General features: G+C 64.0%; 28 protein-coding genes. 18 read left to right on the plus strand and 10 right to left on the minus strand.

From position 1 onward, the window contains the following. Positions 1-55: 55 nt before the first annotated feature. Positions 56-643 carry a TetR/AcrR family transcriptional regulator gene (locus ACSVIE_RS06650; RefSeq protein WP_426005795.1) on the plus strand — a complete coding sequence of 196 codons (588 nt, stop codon included), beginning with the start codon at positions 56-58 and terminating at the stop codon, positions 641-643. 54 nt (positions 644-697) lie between these two features. Beyond that, entirely contained in the window at positions 698-931 is a 234-nt protein-coding gene (locus ACSVIE_RS06655) for a DUF6480 family protein (RefSeq protein WP_426005797.1), read from the plus strand. Here ACSVIE_RS06655 and ACSVIE_RS06660 read toward each other — a convergent pair. From ACSVIE_RS06660 to ACSVIE_RS06670, 3 genes are all read right to left on the minus strand, one after another. Next, a complete protein-coding gene (locus tag ACSVIE_RS06660; protein ID WP_442423383.1) occupies positions 928-2,643 on the minus strand; it encodes a PHP domain-containing protein in 1,716 nt (571 codons plus the stop codon). The genes ACSVIE_RS06655 and ACSVIE_RS06660 overlap by 4 nt on opposite strands. 121 nt (positions 2,644-2,764) lie before the next feature. Beyond that, positions 2,765-3,496 carry a hypothetical protein gene (locus ACSVIE_RS06665; protein WP_442423384.1) on the minus strand — a complete coding sequence of 244 codons (732 nt, stop codon included), beginning with the start codon at positions 3,494-3,496 and terminating at the stop codon, positions 2,765-2,767. A gap of 78 nt (positions 3,497-3,574) precedes the next feature. Then, positions 3,575-4,711, minus strand: a complete 1,137-nt coding sequence (locus ACSVIE_RS06670; protein WP_442423385.1) for an AI-2E family transporter — start codon at positions 4,709-4,711, stop codon at positions 3,575-3,577. Positions 4,712-5,190: 479 nt separating this feature from the next. Between ACSVIE_RS06670 and ACSVIE_RS06675 the strand changes: the two genes are divergently transcribed. From ACSVIE_RS06675 to ACSVIE_RS06725, 11 genes are all read left to right on the plus strand, one after another. Next, complete coding sequence (locus tag ACSVIE_RS06675) at positions 5,191-6,648, plus strand: alpha-L-fucosidase (protein ID WP_442423386.1); 1,458 nt, start codon at positions 5,191-5,193, stop codon at positions 6,646-6,648. Between the two features lie 82 nt (positions 6,649-6,730). Continuing rightward, on the plus strand, positions 6,731-7,285 hold the full coding sequence (locus tag ACSVIE_RS06680; protein WP_426005803.1) for an RNA polymerase sigma factor: 555 nt from the start codon (positions 6,731-6,733) through the stop codon (positions 7,283-7,285). Further along, positions 7,282-8,205, plus strand: a complete 924-nt coding sequence (locus ACSVIE_RS06685) for a hypothetical protein (protein ID WP_442423387.1) — start codon at positions 7,282-7,284, stop codon at positions 8,203-8,205. Before ACSVIE_RS06680 ends, ACSVIE_RS06685 begins: the two co-directional genes overlap by 4 nt. Positions 8,206-8,214: 9 nt before the next feature. Beyond that, complete coding sequence (locus tag ACSVIE_RS06690; protein ID WP_426005805.1) at positions 8,215-8,640, plus strand: CoA-binding protein; 426 nt, start codon at positions 8,215-8,217, stop codon at positions 8,638-8,640. A gap of 150 nt (positions 8,641-8,790) precedes the next feature. After that, a complete protein-coding gene (locus ACSVIE_RS06695; protein WP_426005806.1) occupies positions 8,791-9,591 on the plus strand; it encodes a polysaccharide deacetylase family protein in 801 nt (266 codons plus the stop codon). A 23-nt stretch (positions 9,592-9,614) separates the two neighbouring features. Further along, positions 9,615-10,025 (plus strand): MmcQ/YjbR family DNA-binding protein, encoded by a 411-nt coding sequence (locus ACSVIE_RS06700; RefSeq protein WP_426005807.1) that lies wholly within the window; start codon positions 9,615-9,617, stop codon positions 10,023-10,025. Between the two features lie 95 nt (positions 10,026-10,120). Further along, positions 10,121-10,747 carry a hypothetical protein gene (locus ACSVIE_RS06705; protein WP_442423388.1) on the plus strand — a complete coding sequence of 209 codons (627 nt, stop codon included), beginning with the start codon at positions 10,121-10,123 and terminating at the stop codon, positions 10,745-10,747. A 177-nt stretch (positions 10,748-10,924) separates the two neighbouring features. Continuing rightward, positions 10,925-12,334, plus strand: coding sequence for an N-acetylglucosamine/diacetylchitobiose ABC transporter substrate-binding protein (gene ngcE / locus ACSVIE_RS06710; RefSeq protein ID WP_426005809.1), 1,410 nt, complete (start codon positions 10,925-10,927; stop codon positions 12,332-12,334). Beyond that, positions 12,331-13,359: a carbohydrate ABC transporter permease gene (locus ACSVIE_RS06715; RefSeq protein WP_426005810.1), complete on the plus strand. Its 1,029-nt coding sequence runs from the start codon at positions 12,331-12,333 to the stop codon at positions 13,357-13,359. The genes ngcE and ACSVIE_RS06715 overlap by 4 nt, the downstream gene beginning before the upstream one ends. Beyond that, entirely contained in the window at positions 13,359-14,252 is an 894-nt protein-coding gene (locus ACSVIE_RS06720) for a carbohydrate ABC transporter permease (protein ID WP_426005811.1), read from the plus strand. Before ACSVIE_RS06715 ends, ACSVIE_RS06720 begins: the two co-directional genes overlap by 1 nt. Positions 14,253-14,390: 138 nt before the next feature. Then, the gene (locus ACSVIE_RS06725; protein ID WP_426005812.1) at positions 14,391-14,711 is read left to right on the plus strand and encodes a putative quinol monooxygenase; all 321 of its coding nucleotides are present in this window, start codon (positions 14,391-14,393) and stop codon (positions 14,709-14,711) included. Between the two features lie 137 nt (positions 14,712-14,848). On the opposite strand, the gene ACSVIE_RS06730 is transcribed toward ACSVIE_RS06725, so the two are convergent. The 6 genes from ACSVIE_RS06730 to ACSVIE_RS06755 are packed head-to-tail and all read right to left on the minus strand — an operon-like array spanning position 14,849 to position 20,067. Further along, complete coding sequence (locus tag ACSVIE_RS06730; protein WP_426005814.1) at positions 14,849-15,373, minus strand: flavin reductase family protein; 525 nt, start codon at positions 15,371-15,373, stop codon at positions 14,849-14,851. Between the two features lies 1 nt (position 15,374). Beyond that, a complete protein-coding gene (locus ACSVIE_RS06735; RefSeq protein ID WP_426005815.1) occupies positions 15,375-15,746 on the minus strand; it encodes a cupin domain-containing protein in 372 nt (123 codons plus the stop codon). Between the two features lie 2 nt (positions 15,747-15,748). Beyond that, positions 15,749-17,215 (minus strand): 4-hydroxyphenylacetate 3-hydroxylase family protein, encoded by a 1,467-nt coding sequence (locus ACSVIE_RS06740; RefSeq protein ID WP_442423389.1) that lies wholly within the window; start codon positions 17,213-17,215, stop codon positions 15,749-15,751. Then, positions 17,215-17,898 (minus strand): DUF2848 family protein, encoded by a 684-nt coding sequence (locus ACSVIE_RS06745; RefSeq protein WP_442423390.1) that lies wholly within the window; start codon positions 17,896-17,898, stop codon positions 17,215-17,217. Before ACSVIE_RS06745 ends, ACSVIE_RS06740 begins: the two co-directional genes overlap by 1 nt. A 10-nt stretch (positions 17,899-17,908) precedes the next feature. Then, a complete protein-coding gene (locus ACSVIE_RS06750) occupies positions 17,909-18,703 on the minus strand; it encodes a carbon-nitrogen family hydrolase (protein WP_442423391.1) in 795 nt (264 codons plus the stop codon). Positions 18,704-18,714: 11 nt separating this feature from the next. Further along, positions 18,715-20,067: an MFS transporter gene (locus tag ACSVIE_RS06755; RefSeq protein ID WP_426005820.1), complete on the minus strand. Its 1,353-nt coding sequence runs from the start codon at positions 20,065-20,067 to the stop codon at positions 18,715-18,717. A gap of 142 nt (positions 20,068-20,209) precedes the next feature. Here ACSVIE_RS06755 and ACSVIE_RS06760 point away from each other — a divergent pair, with 142 nt between their 5' ends. Next, on the plus strand, positions 20,210-20,890 hold the full coding sequence (locus tag ACSVIE_RS06760; RefSeq protein ID WP_442423392.1) for a GntR family transcriptional regulator: 681 nt from the start codon (positions 20,210-20,212) through the stop codon (positions 20,888-20,890). Between the two features lie 8 nt (positions 20,891-20,898). Here the strand turns inward: ACSVIE_RS06760 and ACSVIE_RS06765 are convergent, their stop codons facing one another. Beyond that, on the minus strand, positions 20,899-21,192 hold the full coding sequence (locus ACSVIE_RS06765) for a DUF503 domain-containing protein (RefSeq protein ID WP_426005822.1): 294 nt from the start codon (positions 21,190-21,192) through the stop codon (positions 20,899-20,901). A gap of 132 nt (positions 21,193-21,324) precedes the next feature. Between ACSVIE_RS06765 and ACSVIE_RS06770 the strand changes: the two genes are divergently transcribed. From ACSVIE_RS06770 to ACSVIE_RS06785, 4 genes are read left to right on the plus strand one after another with little or no spacing between them, the layout of a single operon-like run. After that, complete coding sequence (locus ACSVIE_RS06770) at positions 21,325-21,759, plus strand: SipW-dependent-type signal peptide-containing protein (protein ID WP_426005823.1); 435 nt, start codon at positions 21,325-21,327, stop codon at positions 21,757-21,759. Positions 21,760-21,793: 34 nt separating this feature from the next. Continuing rightward, positions 21,794-22,972: a diguanylate cyclase gene (locus ACSVIE_RS06775; protein ID WP_426005824.1), complete on the plus strand. Its 1,179-nt coding sequence runs from the start codon at positions 21,794-21,796 to the stop codon at positions 22,970-22,972. After that, the gene (locus ACSVIE_RS06780) at positions 22,969-23,472 is read left to right on the plus strand and encodes a hypothetical protein (RefSeq protein WP_426005825.1); all 504 of its coding nucleotides are present in this window, start codon (positions 22,969-22,971) and stop codon (positions 23,470-23,472) included. Before ACSVIE_RS06775 ends, ACSVIE_RS06780 begins: the two co-directional genes overlap by 4 nt. Beyond that, entirely contained in the window at positions 23,469-24,908 is a 1,440-nt protein-coding gene (locus ACSVIE_RS06785) for a putative bifunctional diguanylate cyclase/phosphodiesterase (RefSeq protein ID WP_442423393.1), read from the plus strand. The genes ACSVIE_RS06780 and ACSVIE_RS06785 overlap by 4 nt, the downstream gene beginning before the upstream one ends. The last annotated feature ends 20 nt before the right edge of the window (positions 24,909-24,928 follow it).

The following is a 24,928-nucleotide window of genomic DNA, read 5'->3' on the forward strand; positions in this document are numbered from 1 at the left end:
CTCTGTGCAAGCCATCCTATAGAACGATCGTTCTCTGTTCAAGTAGAATGGCTCCATGGATTCTTCCGATGTCCGCTCCCGCATCGTCGCCACCGCCGACGATCTTTATAACGCCAAGGGCATCCAGTCTGTCGGGATGGACGAACTCCGCACCGCTGCGGGCGTTTCCCTGAAAAAGCTGTACCAGGAGTTTCCGTCCAAGGGCAGCATCGTGATGGCAGTGCTGGAGCGGCGGCACCAGTCATGGACCGAAGGCCTGGGCGCTGCCGTAGAGCAGGCGGAATCACCGCGCATGCGCCTTCTGGCCATCTTCGACTACCTTGCTGTGTGGTTCCGCCAGGACAGTTTCCGCGGCTGCGGTTTCATTAACAGCTTCGCCGAACTTGGCGCCGTCAGTCCCGAAGTGGCCGACTACGCACGCAAGCACAAGGAGTCGTTCCAGCGCTACGTGGCCGCGCTGGCACGGGACGCCGGAGCGCCCGCGCAACTGGCGGCACAACTCGCGATTCTTGCCGAAGGAGCCCAGACCACCGCGGCGATCGCAGGCACCGCTGAAGCCGCAGTCCAAGCCCGGGAGGCTGCATCCGTTTTGATCGATGCCGCACTGGGTACGGGATCCTCGAGGACCACTGTCCATACCTAGGCCCTGGCAGCACTGCCGGTTAGGCTGAAAACATCCGCGATCAAGGGAGTGAAGATGTCAGGCACCAACCCAGATCCCTATGAAGACAAGCTCACTGGCCTGGAACCCGGCGGGGGAGTGCCTCCCGGGGAAACACCTCCGGGTGAAGCTTCCACCGCCGGACCCCAGGGTCATGAGGAGGGTGCGCCGCGGAAAGGCACCCAGGTTCTCTGGATGTCCATCATTGGCGTGGTGGTTCTGCTGTCCCTGCTCTACTTCATCGGTTACATCGTGGGGTTTTTCGACTAGCCTCGGACATCGATGAACACGGGATTCGCGTAGAACCACGTGTCGGTCCACGGATCGGCGTCGCCCAGGTTGTTGCCGTGCCGGAGGGGGCCGGCCGGATCCACTGACGCGCCGTAGTAACCCGCGCCGTGGCGGTTCCCATCGCTGCCGCGGAGGCGGAAGTAGCAGGACTCCTGCAGATCCCTGATGGTGTGCTTGACGGTGAACGTTCCGGTGTGGCCGGCCACGTCGATCTGGTTCCAGACCGTGGTTCCCGGTGCCCGCATGGCATCCCGGTCGGCCGGGCTGCCGGTTACCGGCCCTCCGATCACATCCACATGCGCCAGTGCGGGGAGGATACCCGCGGAGTTGCGGTAGCCCGTCGTCGTGACAGTGATCGAAATTTCGACGTCGGCACCCCGCCTGACGCTGAGGCGCGAACCAAGGGTGACGCCGTTGCGTCCGCCGCCGTTGCCGCGAACCTCGCGGACCCGAACCTCCAGCCCCTGCAGGAGGTGACCGTGGTCCACCCACATCCGTCCCCTGCGCATGGCGTCGAGCACGCCCGTGTAGGAATGGTCCGTGACGCCGGTGTGGAGCCTGCTGAACTGGCCCGGCCAGTAGTCGCTGCCACCCTGGAGTTCGCCGGTGTCGTAAGGGTCGGGGCGCTTGCCGGTTACTGACCATCGGTCAAACTCGTTGGGCAGGCTGAGGTAGGGCTCCTCCGCGGGGTAGGCGCCGGTCTTCCAGGTGTCCTTGACCGTGAGGTGGTTGTCGGAGTTGGACGTGATCCAGAACGGCAGGCCCTCGGCGAGCATCGAGTCCCATACGCCTCCCACAGTGGCTGTGGCCCAGTCGAAGCCGCCATACGGGCGGAAAGCGTCTGCGGGGTAGCCCGGGTAGCTGTACTGCGTGGGATTGTTGGTGTATTCGCCGCGCTGGTCACCGGCCCGGGCGAAGGTGCTGACGCCGGAGCCCTGGGCGCCGGGCGCGCCTTCCATGCCGATCATGATGTCGCGGGCGGCGTCCCGCCAGGCGCGCAGTTCGTGTGGCGAGTCGATGCCGAGGCGAAGCGGGTGGTTGGCCAGGGCCACGACGTCGTCGATGTAGCCGCTGCGGCGCTGCTGTGCGAGCCACGCGATGGCTTCCACCGCCTTGCGCTCAAAGGTTTCTGCCTGGGCAGTCCCGGGTGTGGGTTTCTCCCACTGGTTCAGCTTGCCGTCCCACACCAGTTCGAAGGTCCGCAGGAGTTCCACTTCGTGGGGACCCGGCGCCACCAGGACAGTGGCGTGCTCGGCGGCAGGGATATACCACTCCAGGCCCTGGAAAATGAGCAGTTCCGGACGTGCTGCCCGCTGCGCCTGGATCTCCTTGTTGGAGTTGACCGCCCCGCCGTTGTTGGCGTGGCCAAAGTTGCTGTGCTCCGTGAAGGCCAGCCAGTCCACGCCGAACCGCCGGGCAGCGTCCAGTTGCTGGTTGATCAGGTACTTGGCATCGTGGCTGTACTGGGTGTGCACATGATGGTCGCCCACCAGCCACGTCAGTTGGGGGTCATTTCCGCCCGGGTTGGCGCCGGCGGGGTGGGCAAAAGCGGTGGAGGCAGCACTACCTGCAGCCAGTATTCCGGCCGATTGGAGGATCCGCCGCCGGCTCATCCCCATGGCCTTCAGTTCTTGGTCAGCCAGCTTCACGCTGTCGCTGCGGGGTGGTGTGGTGTCTGCTCCGGTGCACATGGGCGCCTCCCTCTGTTTCGTTTGCTCTCCCCAAGCCCTGGTTGACGGTAGGCAAGGAGGATGGCAGGGAGGTTAACCTCGTGGGAACGGCAGGGGAGGCGCCTGTGCTTGTGGTGGAGGGCTACTTGATGAGGGCCGCTGCCTGGTCCATCAATGCCCCTGCGGCTGCCGCACCCTCGGTTTCGGCGGTCTTTCCCGATGCCGTGGCCGAGATCAGGACGCCGTCCTTGATGGCGAAAGCCATGTAGGTGGATTGCTTCTGGCCGTCGGGCAGTGACATCGCCGTCTTGTAGCCTACGGTTCCGGGTACCTTGCTGATGCCATCGACCTTTTCCGTGGCTACCGTGAGGGACTGTCCTGCCATGGTCAGGGTCATGGTGGCGCACTTGGCTGCGTGCGCGCTGCTGTCCTCAACGCTCTTGGTCAGGGCGTCCGCGTCCACCCCGGAGGTCAGTGTCACTACCGACATGACTCCAGCAGCCCCGGAGGTTACGTCCGCGCCGGCGGCCGTGGTGGAGCCGGGAAGCGGTTCGGACCCACCCAGCGTAGCGAGGTCGGCGCATTCGGCCGGTTCAATGGTCATCATGCTCAGGAGCGCCTTCATGGGGTTCTCCTGGGCCAGATCCTCGCTGCTCATCACCGTCAGGTCCGCCCCGTCGGCAGTCTTGATCTGCTTGACCAGTTCCATGAGCTCGTCGTTCGTGTACTGCTTCGCGACCGTGGGAGTGGGCGTTGCGGTTTCCGACGGTGATGACGTTGCGGTTGACGATGTGCCTGAACCGCTGCTGCAAGCGGTGAGCGCGAGGACCAGCAGGGCCGATGCGCCTGCTCCGAAGAGTGCTTTCCTGGTCATGTTTCCCCCAATGGATGAAGTTGTGTGGAGTGGTTGGCCTGCTTCGCCAACCGCGACAAGACTACCGGATCCCGTGTCCTAGGTGGGTTGGCTGTTCGGCGGCGGCAGGTCCGGATTCATGGGTTCGAGGTTGGGATCCTCAGCCGTCCATACCTGGACGATGGCCCAGGCGACGGCTGCGAGCGGCACCGCGAGGACTGCGCCGATGATGCCGGCGAGGATCGTGCCGGCGGTCAGTGCCATCAGGATGACCAACGCGTGCAGCTGGAGCGACTTGCCCATCACGATGGGCTGCAGGAGGTCGCCTTCAAGTTGGTTGACGGCGATGACCACAGCCACCACGATCAGGGCGACTATGGGGCCGTTGGCAACAAGGGCCACCAACGCCGCCAGCACGCCTGCAACGGTTGCACCGACCAGTGGGATGAAGGCGCCGATGAAGACGATGATGGCCAATGGGATCGCCAGCGGGACCTGGAGGATCAGCAGCACGGCGCCGATCGCCACCGTGTCCACCAGGGCAACGATCGCCGTGCCCCGGACATAGCCGCCCAGCACTTCCATGGTCCGCTTTCCCACGCGGCGCAGCTTGGCTTCCCGGGCCCCCTTGAAGGGCCGCAGGAAAAAGTTCCAGATCTTGGCGCCGTCCTTTAGGAAGAAGAAGAGGATCACCACCATGAGGCTGGCACCGGCGAGGAATTCTGCGACCACGGACAGGCCGGTGACCGCGCCGGAGCGCACCTGGCTGCTCTGGGCGAACTCAACCACGGACTCCCTCGCCTGGTTGAGCTGCTCCCGGTCCAGGGGGAAGGGCCCTGTCAGCAGGAAGTTTTCCAGTTCGTCCAGGCCTGCGGACGCCTGGCTGATGAGTTCGTCCCACTGGCTGCGCACAGACAGGACGATGGTGGTGATGACTCCGGCGAGCACCAGCAGCAGGGCAAGGAAGGCCACGCCCGTGGCCAACCCTCCCCGCCAGCCGCGCCGCCGGAGCATGTTGACGAATGGTCCGATCGCTGCCGCCAGGATGAGCGCGATCAGGACCGGGATGACCAGGAGCCGGATCTGCAGCAGGGCGAACACCACCACCACGGCAACCGTAAGGATCAGCAGTATCTGTGCTGCGCGGGTGGCGGTCCGGCCCAGGGCGTCGGCCCAGAGATTCGGTCTGTGGTCTTTGCTGACGGAAACGGCGGTTGATGTGTGGGGCCGGGCCATATTCAGCTCCTGTTCGTTCGCATCGGAGGACCGGAGTGATCAAACATAAGCCTACTGATTATTTTCCGCAGCAGTAATGGCCCGCCTACATGGGTGGCTGGTCCGGATTATGGGTGGGGTCCGGATGGGGAGGGACGGGCCCGGGCTCGGGCACCGGCATGGGGCCGGGACTCGGATTCGGGTCCGGAATGGGGCTGGGCGGGAAAGGTGTTGTGGGATCCGGCGGCGGAGGCACCGGGCCCGGGTCCGGCGGGAATGGCTCTGGTTCGTGAGTCGGAGGAAGCGTCATGATCTCTCCTTGGAACTCGGAAATGGTGTTTTCAGCCTACTGACTATCCCTGCCGAGTAAAGGGGGGCGCTCGAGTCCGCCCCTTGACCGGGTCCTTGGCCAGCCCCTTGGCCGGGTCCTTGGCCGTGCTGGGACGGAAGGCCCGGCCCCGCTAGCCTTGGTTCAACAATGCCTACGGCAGGAGCCCGCAGTGCCCCATCCCCTCCCCACCCCGGCGCAGCTGGACCGGCAGCACCTAGGGTTCGGCGTGTTCATCCACTTCGGCATCAACACCTTCGCGGGGAAGGAATGGAGCGACGGCACGGTCCCGGCGGCCGCCTTCGACCCGGCAATGCTCGACGCCGGCAGCTGGGTCCGCACCGCCAAGGAAGCGGGTGCCAGGTACCTGGTCCTGACGGCAAAGCACCACGACGGCTTCTGCCTCTGGCCCACGGCCACCACAGGCTACTCGGTGGCACACTCGCCGTGGCGCAACGGCGCCGGCGACGTCGTCCGGGAGGTTGCCGATGCGTGCGCGGAGCAGGGGATCGGCCTGGGGCTGTACCTCTCGCCATGGGACCGCAACGCCGACTGCTACGCGGACCCTGCCGCGTATGACGATTTCTATGTCCGGCAGCTCACCGAGCTCTGCACCGGGTACGGGCCGCTCATGGAGCTGTGGTTCGACGGCGCGGGCTCCGTGGGCCGTGAATACGACTGGGACCGGATCATGGCGGTGGTCAGCCGCCACCAGCCCCAGGCCATGGTCTTCAACATGGGCCGACCGTCCGTCCGCTGGGTCGGCAACGAGAACGGGCTGGCCGAAGACCCCGTCAATTACGTGGTCGAGCGGACGGCGGACAGCCAGTACACGGACTCGAGTTCCGGTGTGGGAGGGCCCCGGTACTTGCCACCCGAGTGCGATGTCTCCCTCCGCCGGGGCTGGTTCTGGCATCCTGACGACGAGCCTAAAACCACCGGACACCTCCTGGCCATCTACTACCGCTCCGTGGGGATGGGTGCCAACCTTTTGCTGAATCTTCCGCCGGACAGCCGCGGACTCATCCCCGACGGGGACCGGGCCCGGCTGCGCGAGTGGAAACAGGAACTGGACCGCCGCCTCTCCGGCCCGGTGGAGGCCGTGGTGGAAAACCACGACGGCGGAGCCACCCTGACCTTCCCGGCTGCGGTAACGTTCGGGCACCTTGAGCTCGTGGAGGACCTGGCGGACGGGCAGAGGATCACCGGCCACCGTGTTCAGGCCGACGGTGTTGATGTTGCAGCCGGCATGACGGTGGGAATCCGCCGCCTGCACCAGGTCCCCGCTGCCACCGCGCAGCGCCTGACCGTGGCGTTTGAGGGGCCGGGCGGCAAGCTCGCGGCTGCCCGTGTTTTTACGGGGTTGCCGGACGCCTCCGTTCCCGGATTCCAGAAGGATACGAAGCCCCCACAGATGCTCCCGGGTAGTGGCCGGGACCCCCTCCGGAAAAAGTTTTCAAAAAAATCCGTATCCCGCGTAACCCTTTGGCGTACCCGGGCGATTACCTCTTTGAAAGGGCCGAGTTGGAATTTGTCCCCCATCATGTTCCAGCTCGGCTCTTCCTTGTCCCGGTGGCTTTTCGGCAGGACATGGTCGACCGTCCTTTGGGCGGCCCGGCAGAGCAGATAATCTTGGTGGGGTCGCCCGTCGAGCAACAGGCGGACGACACGGCTCCAAGCCACGGACCTGCCGCCGATCGAAAGTCTCTTCTGTGACCGACGCCTTGACCGACGACGCGCTTCAAGCACTCAGGGGCAACACCTCGGAACTGTTCAGCGCCGTCTACCAGTCCTACGCGGGACCGGTGCTTGGCTACCTGACCGCCAAGGGCGTGACCGATCCTGAAGCTGTCACACAGGACGTTTTCCTGGCGGTGCTGCCACGGTTGGAAGACCTGAGCGGTGGCGCAGCCGGGCTGCGGACCTTCATCTTCTCGGTGGCCCATGCCCGGATGGTCGACGAGCACCGGAAGCAGAACCGGGCACCCGAACACCACGAGTTCGAGCCCGAACGCGACACCCGCGAGTCGGATTCCGCCGAGTCGGAAGCCATGGCCCTGCTGGCACCCCGGGAGGTCATGAAACTCCTGGATCACCTTGGGAGCGACCAACGGGAGGTCATCGCCCTCCGGATCGTGGCCGGCCTCACGGTGGAGCAGGTGGCCGACATCATGGGGAAAACCGCCGGCGCAGTGAAGCAACTGCAACGGCGGGCACTGATTACGCTCCGTGAGCATTCGGCAGTAAAGGAATACGTGTCGTCATGACGTACAGGGATAGTGAACGCGAAGGGATCGTGGACGAGCTCTTGCTCGACGCCGATCTCGCCGGCTCGCGCGACGTCCACCAGGCACTCCTGTCCCTGGGCTCTTTCGCGCACCTTCCGGCGCCCACCCCGCAGGGCGAGTTGGCCGCCATGCTGGCCGGTCCACACGACCAACTTTCCAAGCGACGCTGGCGCAACAAGCACCGCACCGTTGTGGTCAGTGCCGCTGTAGTGGCGGCCATGGGCCTTGGTGTCAGTGGAGTGGCTGCTGCAACGTCCGGTTTCAGCCGGACACCGGCGTTCCTTGAGGGTTTGGTGGGAACGTTTACTCAGCAAAGGTCCACCGGTCCGGTGGCACTGCCCGGCCCGGACGCCCCGAAGGTCAGTACTGAGCCCGGCGCCGGGGTGGATCCGTCGGCCCTGCCTCCCGCCCCCGCAACCACCCCTGCGCCGGAATCCCTTGCGGCCCGGCCAGCCCCGGCGGCACCTGAATCCAGCGGGCTTCCAGTCAACGACTCCGCCGGAAACACAGGAGGAAACGCGGCCGGAAACGCCGCAGGAAACGCTGTGCCGTCCACTGCCGGAGGGGGCACTCCTGCCCAGGGCGCCCCGGCCGGGGCTGCGGAGCAGGGGCCGACCCAAGCAGGCCGGCAGGCCCCGAACGGAACGGCCCACAACCCGCCCGGCCAAGCAGCACGAGACCAGGCAGGGCAACACCAAGCCAACCCGGAACAGGCACAGCGGGACCAACAGAAACCCGGCAAGCCTGCGGCAGCGGCCAAGCCTACGGCATCCCCTGACAAGCCCGGCGCAGTCAACAAACCAGGCCCGGTGCTCCCGCCGTTGACGGGGAACGGCTCGGAGCAGCAGTTCCAGTCGTTCGTGGACAAGCTGAAAAGCTGGTTGAAGCACCGGGGGTAGGCTTTCCCCATGATGCACGTCAACGATCCCGCCGTGGTTGACCGGTTGATGCGAACCAAGGGTGTCTGGGCCATTGTGGGCCTTAGCAACAACGAGTGGCGCTCAGCCTACGATGTTTCCCTCTACGTTCGTGACCGCATGGGGATGGAAATCATCCCGGTGAACCTCAAGGGCGAGGACGTGCACGGCGAGAAGGGATATACGTCGCTCGACGCGATACCCCCGGAAAAGCAGCCGATTGACGTCGTGGACTGCTTCGTCAACTCCCAGCGCGTGGGGGCGGTCATCGACCAGGCCATTGCCATTGGCGCCAAGGCCGTGTGGCTGCAGCTGGGGGTTTTTGACGACGAGGCCTGCCAGCGCGCCAAGGATGCGGGTTTGGACGTTGTGGTCAACTCCTGCCCGGCACGCGAAGGCTGGCATTACGGCTTGTGAAATTCCGGCCGGTTCCTCTGCTACATTGCAGCTGAATCATTCCTTGAGCCTTGGGGGACGGCCATGTGCGGCGACCATTCTTCCGCGTCCTTTTCCACACCCAGCAGAAGGACGGTTGTCGGGGCATTCGGCGCTTCCCTCCTGGCTGGATTGACCGCATGCAGCCCGGGTACGGGCACGACGCCGGAGCTGCCGCCCAGTGCGGGAGCGACCCCACCTGCGGTGCCGGCCGCCAACGGTGCCATGGGCGCGGGAGGCGAGGTGCCGACGTCGCCCGTTACTTCCGGGGCAACTCCGGCGCCAACGGCCACCAAGCGCATCCGCCGGTCTTTCATCCCCGACTACCAGTTGCCTCCCGTGGTGGGTGGACTGGCTCCGGTCATCACCAAAATCGAGACGAAACACCCGGTGGTCTTCCTGACGATCGACGACGGCAACATCAAGTCCCCGGAATCCATCCGCCTGATGGCCGAATACGACTATCCTGCCTCCCTGTTCCTGACCAGGGACACGATCGCGGACAACCCCGCCTTCTTCAAGGCATTCCACGCGCAGGGCAGCCTGGTGGAAAACCACACGGTCTCGCACAACATCAACATGGTGCGGCAGTGGGGGTACCAGCAGCAGCTCAATGACATCGCCGGGATGCAGGAGTACGCCCTCCAGCACTACGGGCGGAAGCCGACGCTGTTCCGGCCGCCGGGAGGCGCGTACTCGACTCTTATGCGGCAGGCGGTGGCGGCAGCGGGGATGAAGGCGATCGTTACGTGGGAAGCCAAAGCCAACGCCGGCAAGATGGACTACCAGGTGGGAAATTCGCTCCGGCCCGGGGACATTGTGCTCATGCATTTCCGTGCCGAATTCGCTGCGGACCTGGCCGCCTTCCGTGCCGCGCAGCTGGCAGCCGGCCTGGAAGTGGTGTTGCTGGAAGACTTCCTGGGCGCGGCGTAGCAGCGCGGCGTACCCTCGATCCCATGGACATTCCCGGCCTCCGCGAGCTCTGCCTCGGCTTCCCCGGTGCGTTCGAAGACTTCCCCTTCGGCCCGGAACTATCAGTGTTCAAGGTGCGTGCCGCCGTCGCCGGTGGGGCCAGGCAGCCGGCCAAAATGTTCGCCCTGTCCGCCATGGACCCGGACAACTGGACCGTGAGCTTGAAGTGCGAACCTGCGCTCGCTGAACAACTGCGGGCGGCGCATCCGGAAATTACGGGGGCGTGGCACATGAACAAGACCCACTGGAACGGTGTCCGGCTGGACGGGAGCCTCCCCGACACCATGATCCATGACCTCGTGGAAGACTCTTACGACCTCGTGGTGGCATCGCTGAGCCGGAGGCAGCAGGAGCAACTGGGCTGGGCGCGGCTGGCCAATCCCGGTCCCGCCTGACACGCCCGGCAGCCCTCTCCCCACGCCGCTGACATGGGGCTAGATTGATAGTGCAAACCAACGTTGCAGCCCGTGGGCTGGTCAGGAGCGGGTGGATGCTGGATCAGGGAACATTGGATCGACTCTGGAACTTCGGTGATCCGGCTGCGTCCGAGGCCCGGTTCCGGGCGGCCATGATTGAGGACATCTACGACCCCGACGAGCGGGCCGAGCTCGCAACCCAGCTGGGGCGGGCCATCAGCCTGCAGGGCCGTTTCGAGGAAGCCGATGCGCTTTTGGACGGTATCGACGGGGATGAGCCCACGGTCGGCGTGCGTATCCTGCTGGAACGTGGCCGTGTGCTTAATGCCGGGGGACACCCGGCCATGGCGGTTCCCCTCCTGGAGCAGGCAGCAGAACTGGCGGACCACCTTGGTGAGGATTTTATCGCCGTGGACGCCCTCCATACCCTGTCTTCCGCCGACGCCGCCCATGCCGAATCGTGGCTGCGGAGTGCCCTGGAGTACGCCTCCACCGCGCATGATGATCGGAGCAAGCGCTGGATGATCGTTTTGCACACGCGGCTGGGCTGGTTTCTGCACGGTAACGGGCGCTTCACTGAGGCCATGGTGGAGTTCCAGTTGGCCGAACAATGGGCGGAAAGACTGGGAACTGAGCGCCAGAGGGAGCTCGCCAGGGAAGCAATCACTGAGTGCGGGAAGGCCTTGGCGGAGGGTCCGTAGAAAGATCACGCTTTGACAAATCTTGATCGAAAGTCCCGGGAAATATTGATTTTCGATCATTCGTGGTGAAGTATGTCACACGAAGGTTGGCACTGCAGGGCCGCCAACCCAGACTGTCCGACTTTCCGGCCGCCCCGCCGCAACAGTCGACATAACGAGTCACTGGAGGGTTTTGAAATGAACGTTCAGCACCAGTCCCTTGGTCGCCGCGGATTCCTCCGCGGAGCACTCGCTGCCGCGGTGCTCGTCCCCATGGGCGGAACCATTGCGTCATGTGCAGCAGGCGGTGGCGGTACCACTGCAGGGCCGACGGGAACTGTCTCCGACACCAACCCGTTCGGCATGGCCGACAAGTCCACCGTTGACGCCGTGATCTTCAAGGGTGGCTACGGGATCGATTACGTTGAGTTTGCCGGCAAGACCTTCGAGTCCACGCACTCGGGTTCCACCGCCAAGATCGCCCCGTCCACCGACATCGCCCAGGAACTGCAGCCGCGTTTCGTCGGCGGCAATCCACCGGACCTGATTGACAACTCCGGCGCCAAGGCCATCGGCTTCAGCACCATCCTTGCCCAGCTCGAGGACCTGACCAGCCTGGTGGAAGCCAAGAACCTCGAAGGGAAGGTCATCAAGGACACCCTGTACACCGGCGTCCTCGCCCCGGGTACCTTTGACGGCAAGTTGGCCGCGCTTAACTACGTGCTCACCGTCTTCGCCGTGTGGTACTCGGATGCGCTGCTGAAGGAAAACGGCTGGACTGTTCCCAAGACGTGGGACGAAATGTATGCCCTCGGCGAGCAAGCCAAGGCCAAGGGCAAGTACCTGTTCGTGTGGGGCAAGGAGGCCGCCACCTATTACCAGGAGATGGCGATTGCTTCGGCCATCAAGGAAGGCGGCGACGAAGTCCGGCTGGCCTTGGAGAACCTCAAGGAGAACTGCTGGTCCCACCCGGCCATCCAGTCCGTCTTCACTGCACTGGACAAGATCGTCAAAGCCGGCTTCTTCAAGCCCGGTGGCTCCGGCACGCAGTTCACAGCCGCCCAGGCGCAGTGGAGCAACGCGCAGGAAGCAGTGTTCTACCCGTCCGGCTCGTGGATCGAAAACGAGATGAAGGACCAAACCAAGGCCGGCTTCAACATGATGGGTGCACCCGTGCCCTCCGTGAGCGCCAGCCCCAAGATGCCGTACACCGCACTGCACAGCGCGGCCGGTGAACCTTTCATCGTTCCCTCACAAGGCAAGAACGTGGCCGGCGGCAAGGAATTGCTCCGCGTCATGCTCTCCAAGGAGGCAGCCACCAACTTCGCCAAGACCAAGCTTGCACCGACCATCGTCAAGGACACGGTCCCTGAAGACGGCTTCGGATCCACGGCGCTCGTGTCCCAGACCAAGCTCCTCAAGGACGCAGGGGAGGACATCTACACCTGGAACTTCATCGACCTGTACGGCACCAACAAGGACCAGCTGGTTGTCTGGAACACCTTCCTGGACGGTAAGTCGGACGTCGCAACGCTGACCTCGGAGCTGCAGAAGATCACCGACAAGGTCCGCAACGACAGCTCGGTCAAGAAGATTGAAGTGAAGTGACCGTAGTGAAAGCTCAACAGAGCCGGAGCGGCGACGGCCTCGCGGCCGCCGTCGTTCCGGCCGTGGCGCCACCGCAGGTAACCAGGCGGCGGCGCAAACCGCTGACATGGGACAAGATCAGCTTCTTCGCTGTCTTCCTTGGCCTTCCCCTGGCGATCTACCTGTTGTTCGTGATCTGGCCCTTCGTGCAGGCGTTCGGGTACTCGCTCACGGACTGGTCAGGGTTCTCTCCCACGCAGAACTTCATCGGCCTGGAGAACTACGCCCGGATCTTCACGGACGACATCTTCATGAAGGCCATGGGCAACAACATCCTCCTGGTCATCTTCCTGCCGGTCATCACCATAGTCCTGAGCCTTGTGCTCGCGTCGCTGGTCACCGTGGGCGGCAGCAGCAAAGGCCAGATCAAGGGCCTCCGCAACTCCAGTTTCTACCGGGTGGTGTCCTTCTTCCCGTACACCATCCCGGCCATCGCGATCGGCATCATGTGGGGCCAGATCTACGATCCCTCCGGCGGCCTCCTCAACGGCATCCTGACCGGACTGGGCCTTGACCAATTCAAGGATTTCGCCTGGCTGGGAGACAAGAACACCGCCATGATCGCCACCATGTTCGTGATCGTGTGGGGCTTCGTGGGCTTTTACATGGTCCTGTTCGTGGCCGGTATCAAGGGCATTCCCGCCGAATTGTTCGAAGCTGCCAGGATCGACGGCGCCGGACGGTTCCGTACCGCCGTCTCCATCACCATCCCGCTGATCCGCGACAACATCCAGACTGCCTACATCTACATGGGCATCCTGGCCCTGGACGCCTTCGTGTACATGGCAGCCCTCAACTCCGGCGGCGGCCCGGACAACTCAACCCTGGTCATGGCGCAGCAGTTGTTCTTCACCGCCTTCAGCAAGGGACAGTTCGGCCTGGCAAGTGCCATGGGCGTTGTCCTGGCGATCGCCACGCTGATCTTCTCCGGCCTGGTATTCGCGGTCAACAAGCTCACCGGCGGCGATAAGGATGTGAGCCTCTAATGGCAACGGATGTTTCAACCCGGCAGATGAAGTCACTGCACTTCCAACCCCGCACGCCGGCCACAAGTCCCGGCGACAAAGTGGTGGGTGCCGTCTCGCACACGGCATTGACGGTGTGGACCCTGATCGTGATCCTGCCGCTCCTGTGGACCTTCATGTCGTCATTCAAAACCTCCAGCGAGATTTTCGCCTCGCCCTTCGCGCTTCCCGGGCAATGGCGGCTGGACAACTACGTCAAGGCATGGAGCGACGCCGGAATCGGCAGCGCCTTCCTGAATTCCGTCCTGGTGGTCGCGGCGGCCCTGGTGATCGTGATGGTCCTCGGCGCCATGTGCGCCTACGTTTTGGCCCGCTACACCTTCCCGGGCAGCCGTGCCATCTACTACCTGATGCTCGCGGGACTGACGTTCCCGATCTTCCTGGCCATGGTTCCCCTGTTCTTCGTCCTGAGGAACATGGGCCTGCTCAACACGTTGCCCGGCCTGATCATCGTGTACGTCGGGTTCGCCCTGCCCTTCACGGTGTTCTTCCTCTTCTCGTTCTTCAAGTCCCTGCCGCACGAGATCACCGAAGCCGCGGCCCTGGACGGTGCAGGAGAGTGGCGGACCTTTTTCCAGGTGATGCTTCCCATGGCCAAGCCCGGCCTGGCATCGGTAGCCATCTTCAACTTCCTGGGCCTGTGGAACCAGTTCCTCATCCCCGTCTCCATCAACGCCGCCGGGCCCAGGGTCCTCTCCCAGGAGCTGGCAGCTTTTGCAGGCCAGATGGGGTATGCGGTTGATTACGGTGCTCTGTTTGCCGCGGTCAGCGTCACCGTGATTCCCGTGTTGATCGTCTACGTGATCTTCCAGCGCCAGCTGCAGGGTTCGGTGTCCCAGGGGACCTCCAAATAGGCAGGACCCGGAAGTAGCACAACCAAGCCAAAACAGCGTTCGACGGCGGCCGGCACCTTAAGGTGCGGACCGCCGTCGGGCATTTAACGGCAGTGACAGAATGGGAAGGATCTGCAGTTCAACGAAAGGCGACAACCCGTGATTTTCATTGTGGTCAAGTTCCCCGTCAAGCCCGAATGGTCCGAGCGCTGGCTGGACCTGGTGGCCGACTTTACCGAAGCCACCCGCAAGGAACCGGGCAATCTCTGGTTCGACTGGTCCCGCAGCGTGGACGACCCCAACGAATTCGTCCTGGTGGAAGCTTTCCAGGATGACGCTGCCGAAGCCCATGTCACCAGCGAACACTTCAAGAAAGCCATGGCCGACATGCCCCAGGCGCTGGCAGCGACTCCGTACATTGTCAGCCGCCAGATCGATGGAACCGGCTGGGACCGGATGGGCGAACTGACCATCGCCTAGGCTGTACCGCCACCACCCACTTTGAATGCGAAACGCCCCCGACGCGCCCTGGGATGGGCGTGTCGGGGGCGTTCGTGCGCCAAAGTTGGTGGTGGAGGCGCAGGCCCCTGATGGAGGCGCAGGGTCGCGGGGGCTGGCTAGAACATCCAGGGGATCTCGGCGTGGCCGAAGTCGCTGAAGGAACCGAAGCGGCCGGCCTTGAAGGCGAGCACCTCGCCGTCCCGGTCCCGGCACGTGGTGACCTGTCCGAAGAAGACCTGGTGATCACCGACGTCGTACTTTTGCACCACCGTGCAGTCCGCCTGGGCCAGGGCGCCCTTGATGACCGGCAAGCCGCTCTCGGTGACGTCGAAATCGCCCTCGTCGAAGCGGTTCCCGCCGCGCACTGCGAACCGTCGCGCGATCGACTCCTGTTTGGACCCGAGAATCGAGACTGCGAACTTGCCGCTTTCCATCAGGGCATCGCCGGTCCGGGTGCCGAAGTTCAGCGAAATCATGAGGATGGGCGGTTCCAGGCTGATGGACGTCAGCGAGCTGATGGTCATCCCGTAAAGCTCGTCCTCGTGCCTGGTGGTCACCACGGCGACACCCGTGAGGAACCGGCCCATGGCGCGGCGCATGCCCATGGCATCGGGAACCGTGAAAAGCGGTGCGAGGCTCATGTCAGTTCCTCCGCCCGGTTTGCGCCGGATCGGTGTAGTACCGGACCTCGAACATCTTGGCGCCGTTCTCGGAAACCCACGGGCCGTGCTCCATGCCCGGGGGACGGGTGGCCCAGTCGCCGGCTTTGAAGGTCTTGCCGAGCCGCTGGTCCACGAACGAACCCTCGAAAATGAAGACCTCTTCCCAGAAATCGTGCGTCAGCACGCCGTTGGGGGAGGTGTCCGTTCCGGGCTCGAACTTCAGGATCCGGGTGACGGAGTCGTTGTCGGAGTCCCGGGCAAGGATGGCCTCGGACAGACCCTCGATGTGCGGGTTGCAGGGTGCGAACTCCACCGAGTCCGTGGGGGTGAACTCAAATTCCGGCTTGGCCATGGTCAGATCCCTTCCGTCTGCGAGTTGATGCCGTACGAGCCAAGGAACGTATCCAGCTCGGCTACCAGTGCGTCGTAGCCGTAGTTCCGGTAGGTGTAGGCGCCACGGACCACGAACGGTGCCCCGGCGTAGAACATTTCGTACTGCTGGTGGCGGCCGGCGAACTCCGAGCCGATGATGTCCCAGGCCAGCTTGAAGAGCTTCACACGTTCCTCGCTGGCAACACCGGGGGACTGGACGTAGCGTTCCATGTCCGGACGGGTCACGCTGCTGGTCATGTCCGCAACGCTCGAGGGCAGCTGGAGTACGCCGCCACCCACCAGATCGCGGAGGATGGAGATCACGCGGGGGTAGGTTTCAGACTGAAGGCCCATGGCCCCGTACAGTGCCGCTTTCCCCGGAACCCGCATCCCGGCGTCGTCGGTTGTCGCCGTGTATTCGGCGGCGAGGACCGCCGACTCAACCGACTGGACTATGGCGGCGAGCTCGCCGAGCTTTTCCTGCACGCCGGGGATCTTGTCCGTTCCGTTGACCTGCGTGACCTTGCGGGCCACCGAAGCGATGAACTTCAGCTTGGTGGAGAACCGGATCTGGGCTTGCCAGTTGCCGAGGGCGTGGGCGCCGGTGTCGAAGAACTGCCGGCGGAGGGTGTCGATGTTCCGGTTGATGAACACCCGGTCCCACGGGATGAGGACGTCGTCGAACACCACCAGGGCATCGGGCTCGTCGTAGTGGCTGGTGAGCGGGTAGTCGAAGTCGCTGGTGGCAGCCGGTGCGAACGGGCGGCGGCAGTACAGCTTGAGGCCATCGGTCGCCACCGGGATGGCGAAGCTGACGGCGAAGTCCACATCGTCCGGTCCGAGCGGCTTGATGCAGGTGACGAAGACTTCGTCGGCGATTGCGGCGCCGGTGGCCAGCATCTGCGAACCGCGGACAACTATGCCCTCCTCGGTTTCACGCACGACGCCGACCTGCAGGTATTCGCCTTCCCAGCCTGACGCTGTGGTTGCGCGGGAGACCTGCGGGGGAATGATCGCGTAGGAAAGGTACAGGTTCTCGGCCAGGACCTTCTTGTAGTACCGCTCCACGTTGCCGGCGAAGTCGCGTTCCTCGTTGGCGAAGACGTCCGGGTGCGAGCCGAATGCAGCGAAGAACGTGCCAACGTGGTCCGGGCTGCGGCCAACCCAGCCGTGGGTGTGCTTGGCCCACTTTTCGATGGCCTGGCGCCGCAGGACAAGTTCCTCCTGGCTGCGCGGAGCTGCGAAGGTACGGTTTGCGGGACCGTCGATTTCGTCCGAGTGGAACTGCATGCCGTTGGCCGGGTCGGCGGCGATGTCGAACAGCTCGGACATGGTGTGGGCGACTTTCGCGAACGCCGGGTGCTCCAGGACGTTCGGGACAACCTCGCCGTCGAGGATCACCGTCCGGCCGTCATTCAGGGACTTCAGGTACTGCTTTCCGGTCCTCATCAGTGTGAGCCTTTCTTGATTTTGTAGTTATGTTCAATGGTGGTCCCATTCGGGAACGAGAGCTCCAGCTTCCAGGAAGTTCCGTCAATGAACTTTCCGTTCAGGAGCGGGAGGGTGCCCCCAAGGCACAGGAAGTCGGCGTCACCGATGTCCGTTCGCGCCAGAAGGCGTTCGACGACGTCAGCCGGCTTACGCAGGCCTGCAAGCGAACCTTCTTGGTACAGCTCGCCGTCCACCCAGGAGCGGGCCGTGCATTGGTCCAGGTCCAGCTCTTCCAAGGAGTCGACGGCGAGCACCTCACCGGCGACGGGCTTGGGGCAAGCACGCTTGGAATCGCCGATGTCCTCGGCCTCGATGTCACGGTCGGTGTGGTCGGAACCGATGCCGAGGTAGAACTTGCCCTCATGGCGGATGTACAACGGCTCGATTTCGCCGGAGGTGAGATTGTCGGAGGCCTCGTGCTCGCCCGAGGTCTCAAAGAGGTCCGCGTCCATGCGGTAGAACATGGGGACCTCGGGCGGCGGAGCGACCCCGATGGCCGCGAGCTCGTCGATGTGGTGCTGCACTGCCTCGGGATCCCGGCCGGTGTAGCCTGCCACCACCGCGTGGAAGTCCGCCACCGTGATCGTCTTGTCTGTTCCCACCACCCTGAAGGTGAGGGGGACGTGCCTGTTGGTTTGCATGGGTTTCTCCTTAGACGGTCAAAGAGTCGTAGGCCGCGAGGCGGTCGTTGATGACGGGGAATTCCTGGCGGACTGCGCTGACCCGGGCAGGGTCGATGTCCACCAAAACCACCGATTCGTCCTCGTTGGCCTCAGCCAGGACGTTCCCGGAGGGGTCCACCACCCGGCTGTGGCCACCGAGCTCGACGCCTTCCTGAGTGCCGGTGGCGTTGCAGGCGATCACAAAGATCTGGTGTTCCACGGCCCGGGCAGAGGTGAGCAGCCGCCAATGTTCCCGCCGCGCTGCCGGCCAGGCGGCCGGAACAATCACGATCTCGGCGCCACGGTTGCTCAGCTCCATCCACAGGCCCGGGAACCGCAGGTCATAGCAGGTGATGCCGGCAGTGGTTCCGAAGGGAAGTTCCGCCACGGGCAATGATGTCCCCGCTGTGAGCAGGGAGGCTTCCTTGGACTTGTAGCCAAAGACATGGATCTTGCGGTACGTGTGGACCACGCTGCCGTCCGGTCCCAGCAGGATGGAGGTGTTGCTGAGTTCTCCGTCCCCACCGGCCTCCACGATGCTTCCGATGTGGAGGTGTACGCCGAGGTCCTTGGCTACGCGGGAGCACATGGAAACCGTTGGCCCCGCCACTGTTTCCGCAAGGTCCTGGTACTGGTCAAAGTGAAAGTACCCGGCACTCCACAGTTCCGGGAGCACGATCAGTTCGGCGCCCTTGATGGTCCGGAGCAGGGCTTCGACCCGTTCGAGGCGTTCCCCGCGGCTTTCATTGTCCGGGCTGGCCACTTGGACGAGTGCGATTTTCATTCGTGGGTTCCTTACTTTGCGTTGCTTGGCTGGTCGTCCAGGTCGCTGAGCCGCAGGTCCTTGGTTTCCTTGGCGAACATCACGGAGACCATGGAGACCAGGCCCATCGCCGCGAGGTAGATGCCGATCGCGTACCCGGTGCCAAAGGCGCTGTACAGAGCCAGTGCGATGATCGGGGACAGCGAACCGGCGATCAGGGAGGCGAGGTTGTACGCCACTGAAGTTCCGCTGTACCGCACATCGGTGGGGAAGAGTTCGGAGAAGAAGGCGCCGATCACGGAGCTGTAGGCTGCGAAGATCAGCAGGCCTCCGACGGCAGCGGCGATGATTCCCCAGACCTGGCCGGTGTTCAGCAGGGCGAAGAACGCAAAGGCCCAGATAACTGTGGCTACGGAAGCCCCGATCATGATGGGCTTGCGCCCGACTTTGTCTGCGTACAGGGCCAGGGCAGGGATGGCGACGACTGCGACGGCCTGGCCGATCATGACGGCGGTGAGGCCCGTCTGCCGCTGCAGTCCCATGATCTGCGTGACGTAGGTGATGATGAACAGCGAGTAGATGTAGAAGCCCGCGTTTTCGCCCATTCGGCTGCCTGTGGCGATCAGGATTTCCCGCCAGTTCCGGCGGAACAGGATGGCGAGGGGCATCTTGCGCTCGCTGGCGGCCGTGGCTTCGCGCTTCCGCTGTGCTTCCTTGAACAGCGGCGTCTCCTGGACGTAAAGACGCAATACCAAACCAATGACTACCAGCAGCGCGGAGAGGCCGAAAGCGATCCGCCAACCCCAGGCCAGGAAGTCACTTTCCGGCATGGTGGCGGCCAGGATGGCCAGGACACCTGCGGCCATGAGGTTTCCAAGTGGCGGGCCCATGTTCGGCCACGAGGACCAGAAGGCACGCCGTGCACTGTCGTTGCTGTGCTCGGAGACAAGGAGGACTGCGCCGCCCCACTCGCCACCCAGCGCAAACCCTTGGACGAGGCGCAGGAGCAGGAGCAGCAAGGGCGCCGCGATGCCGATCGCGGCATAGGCGGGAATGAAAGCGATGAGGGTGGTGGCAACACCCATGAGCATGAGGCTTGCCACCAGCGTGGCCCTGCGGCCATGTTTGTCACCCAAGTGGCCAAGGACAATGGCGCCCAGGGGCCGCGCCAGGAAGCCGGCGGCGAACGTGCCCAACGCGAGCATGGTGCCTACCAGGGGATCGTCGGTGGGGAAAAAGAGCTTGTTGAAAACCAGTGCTGCCGCAGTGCCGTAGAGGAAGAAGTCGTACCATTCCACGGCGGTGCCGGCCAGGCTCGAAGCAGCAACTACGGGGAGGCTCGAGTGCTTTTGCTGCCTCAGTTCTGCTTTCTTCAAATCGGTCATGGTGGGGATCCTTTTGCGGGTGGGCCGGCATTCAGGGGGAGCCGGTCTCCACGGAGATGAGGGGTTCCGGGCAGTGAGTTGAATCACTGGAACATCACTGTAGACTAGTTGTATACAACCTGTCTATAGCGAGTATGGCTGAATGCAACTCGTATACTGGGCTTCGCGAGAAAGGCTCTCCATGATCCAGATGACACCAGCTGCGCAGTCGCAGCCCGACGTGGCTTACCAGTGGATGCAAAGCTACATCGCCGCCTTGCCCCGGGAGGAAGAGACGTTCCTCAACGAGGCAGTCCTGGCGAAAACGACCGGCACTTCCCGCACGCCTGTCAGGGAAGCGCTCCTTAGGCTTGAAGCGGAGGGTTTCGTCAAGAGGATTCCCCACAAGGGGGCCTACGTGCCGCCGATCTCGGACCCTGATGTGCGCGCCATCCTCCAGGCACGGTCTGTGGTGGAAAAGTGGGCCGTCCTGGCCCTTGAGGGCATGGCCGAGGGGCAGATCGACAGTTTCCAGCACATCATTGACCAGCAGCACGAGGCCAAGGACGACCCTGCCAGGTTCATCGAGCTGGACACCGAGTTCCATACGCAGATGGTCCGCGCCGGGGGCAACCCCATCCTGGCGGACTTCTACTCATCGCTGCGGCAGCGGCAGCTCAGAATCGGTGTCCGCGCGGTTACCCGGGGAACAGACAGGGCCGGGGACGTCCTCCGGGAACACCAGTTGATTGTGGATGCCCTCCGCAGCCGCAGCCTGGAGGCAGCCCACCAGGCGATCGACGCACACCTCGACTCCACCAGGTTGGCCGTCATAGGTTACTGAACGCCCAGCTAGTCTTCGCTGTGGAGCTCCCGCTGCCGGGCGCTCAGCAGTTCAATCTCGGGACGCGCCGCCACCAAGCGTTCCACGGCGTCCAGGACCTCCGTGACGTGGGCGTGGTCGGCAGACACCATCGCCGCACCGATCATCGCCCTGCGGTGTTGGTCCTGCAGTCCCGTCTCGGCGGCGGAAACGTCAAAACGGCGTTTGAGTTCAGCAACGAGCGGCCGAACCAGGGACCGCTTCTCCTTCAGGCTGTGGACGTCGCCCAGAAGGACATCGAATTCGATCCACCCAATCCACATGGTCCCATTATGAACCGGCCTGCCGGAGGGTTTTCTTGATTGAATCTTGAGGAAACGCCGCAGCAGGGTTGAGCCGCAGCCACCACACTGAAACCACGGGCAAAGCCGGTAGCAGCTAAGGGGGCGGGCGGCATGAACAGGAACCATACCTGGCGCGCCGTGGCGACCTCTGCCGCCGTCGCTGGTTCATGCCTGATGGCGCCGGCAGGTGCGTTTGCCGCCTTCTCGGACACCCGGAGCGAAGCGCCGCACTATAGCGCCCTGCGGATCACTGCACCGGCCGCTGCCGACGTGCACATGACCTGTTCCACCTTCGGCCTCAAGGCGACGGTAGTGGTCAACTCCTTCGACCAGGTGCCGCGCACCAATTACCACGAAATCAAGCTGTACAACCGCAGCGGTGCTCTGGAGTTCACCGGTGACCTCAGCAAATCATCCGGAAGGACTTATACCTCCGGAATCCAGTTGGTTGGTACCTGGACCTATGAAATCCGTGGATATTACAAGGTTCCCGGCACGTCCAATGCGTGGAAAGGCGCTGCGTTGACAGGAGCCCTGACATGTTAGAAATTGGCGTGGGACCACGTGGCAGGAGCGATCAATGGTGCTCGATGCGTTTTCAGTAAGAGTTGCCCTTGGCGTGGTAACAGTGACACTGCTGGTCCTGTTCTGCCTGTCCTACCGCCGCACCCGTTCGCCGTACGCGGGGTGGTGGAGCGTCGCGCTGCTGGAGTTCATGCTGGGCAACGCCGCCTTCCTCCTCAACGGCACGCCCCACCAGATCTGGGCCAACCCCGCCGGCAACGTCCTGGTGGTGGCCGGAGCCTTCAGCGTCTTTGCCGGCGCCCGGACCTTGCGCGACCTCAAAGCCACTCCCTGGCAGCTGGCCTTGGGCCCAGCCGTCACCGCGGTTGCCTCCATGCTGGAAAACCCGGCGTCCAATGTATGGTCCGGAGGCTTCGTCTACCTGGCCATGATGGCGCTGGGGATCGGGCTGGCCGCGCGTGACCTGTGGTTCATCGAGGCAGCCCAGTCGCAGGTGCACAAGGCGCTGTCGGTGGCCGCGGGCTTGCTGGCAACCTATTACCTCGGCCGCTGGACCGTGTACGCGCTGGAAGGGCCGGGAAGCCACCTCTTCACCTCATGGTTCGGGCCGGGCCCGTCAGGCCTGGTGTCCCTGGTGCTCCTGGTGACGGTGTCGTTCAGCATGACGGCGCTCAGCAGCGACCACCTGATCAGGGGCCTGCGCGAGAGGGCCAGCCGGGACCATCTGACCGGCCTCCTGAACCGGGGCACGTTCCTGGAACTCGCCGGCTCGGAACTCAACCGGCTTAGGGCCGCCAATTCAGGTGCCGCGGTAGTCCTGGCGGACCTGGACCACTTCAAGCTGGTCAACGACGAACACGGCCACCGCGCCGGCGACGCCGCACTGAAGGCCTTTGCCGAGGCCTGCACGGCCTCGGTACGCTCCACGGACCTGATCGGCAGGTACGGCGGGGAGGAATTCATCCTGTTCCTGCCCGGTGCCACCCAGGACCGGGCGGAGGACATCGCCGCGGAAATCAGCCGCCGCATGGCCACCGCCGAGGTGCCGGAAGGACACGCCTTCCCCACCATCAGTTACGGGGTCACCTCCAGCATTCCGGCCGGAGCTGACCTGAACGTCATGATCGAGGTGGCAGATGCCGCCCTGTACAGCGCCAAATCACAAGGAAGAAACCGGATTGTAGGAGCGGACCGCCTGGGTGCGGCCACCATCGCCGACGGGGGAAAACCATGACCACCACACAACTCACCACCAGGATCCAGGTCCAGCACACGCAGGAACTGGCGAGTTTCCGCCAGGACATCACCAGCCCGCCCTACCAGGCCGGTACACCGACCGCGCTCAACGCGGCCCGGCGATCGGTCCGGATGGGCCCGGTGCAGTCGGTGGAGGACGGCAACGCGAACCTCACCATTGTGGGGGACGTGGAAGGCCTGGCATGGTTCACCGCTGACAAAGGCCTCCTTGGCAGTTGCATTACGGTTTCCATCGCCGGGCATCGACGCAGCACCGGCAGCCGTGTCCAGTTGTCCCTGGCCGAATGCGATGCCTGGATCGAAGCGATCCTCGGCGGGTCCTGGTTGAACCAGGTTTACCGTTCGGGGACATCGGTGGTGAGGGACGGGCGTCTGGACGTCGCCTCCTACCGGCTTTTCATGGACGAGCGCAGCAACCCCATGGCCAAGCCAAAAACCGTTGTGGACGACACCTTGCGACGCTTGGAACTTACTTGAGCACTTTTGAACCGGCGCTTTCCCAGGCCGGCCATGGATCCCTTGATGCCGACTCCCGCATCCGTCTGCTGGAGGGGCAGGTCCATGCCCTGATGGGTGAACTCCATGAGGCCCGCCGGCAGCAGCAGTCCAGGGAATCCCTGACCGATCCCTTGACGGGCCTGGGCAACCGCCTCGCCTTGGTGGACGCGTACCTCAAGGCGAAGGAAGCAGCCTCGGAGGGGGCGGGTGCACCTGCCCTGCTGCTCCTCGAGCTGGACGGATTCAGGTCTCTCCGGAAGGCCGCCGGCCACGAGGCAGCCGACCAGATCCTGATCGCCGTCGCGGCCCGCATCCGCTCGGCAGTGAGGGAGGACGACGTCGTTACCCGCCTGGGCGGCGACGAATTCGCGATCCTTCTGCCCGCCACGCCGCTGAGCCGGGCGACCGCCGTCGGGAACCGCATCCTGGCGGCGCTGGAACCAAACATCGACGTCGGCGAAGGCAGCTTCCGCTGCGGTGCCAGCATGGGTTTGCGCGTCGCGGAGCCGGATCACCGGGCCGCCGATCTCCTGCAGGAAGCCGGCATGGCCGTGGAGGAATCGAAGGCCGAGGGACGCAACAAGCTCAAGGCATTCCAGCCCGCCATGCTCCACGCACGCCAACTGCAGCGCCAGATCGAAACAGAACTCCAGGACGCGATCCGTTCGGACCAGTTGGTGCTCTACTACCAGCCGATCGTTGACCTGGAAACGGGACGCCTGCAGGGCACTGAAGCGCTGGTCCGCTGGAAGCACCCGGTGCATGGGCTGATCATGCCGGACCAGTTCATTCCGGTCGCCGAATCCACGGGGCTCATCGCCGAGCTGGGCCGCTGGGTTCTTCGGACAGCCGTTCGCACTCTCCGGAAGTGGCGTGACGACCCGGCCACCGCGGGCCATCATTTCACCATGCGCATCAATGTCTCAGCCGCGGACCTGCAAAGCCTGGAGTTCGGCGACGACGTGCGCGAGGCCCTGGCCGCGGCCGGCCTCGAACCCGAAGCCCTGGTCCTGGAACTCACCGAGAGCGCCATCATCCAGAACAATGAACTGGACCGCTACACGCTGCTCAGCCTGCACCGTCTGGGCGTCGGGCTGGAAATCGACGACTTCGGTACCGGGTACTCGTCCATGGGCTACCTCCGCAAGCTCCCGGTGGACCGGGTGAAAGTAGACCGGGAGTTTGTCCGGGACCTCTGCAAGGAACCAGGTCAGCTGGATTTCCTGGCCGCGATCCAGCAGGTCATCCGATCCTGCGGGCTGGACGGCGTATGGGAGGGCATCGAGACCGCTGAACAGGCCGAGGCCTTGCGCAGCATCGGTTGCACCAGCGGGCAGGGCTACTACTTTGGCAGGCCGCTTCCGGAAACGGATTTCACGGCGCAACTGGCGCAGCAGGAAACCTGGCCCGCATAGCAAAAACCCCCGGCACTGAC

It is taken from the genome of Paenarthrobacter sp. NCHU4564 (genome assembly GCF_052156435.1).
GTDB lineage: Bacteria > Actinomycetota > Actinomycetes > Actinomycetales > Micrococcaceae > Arthrobacter.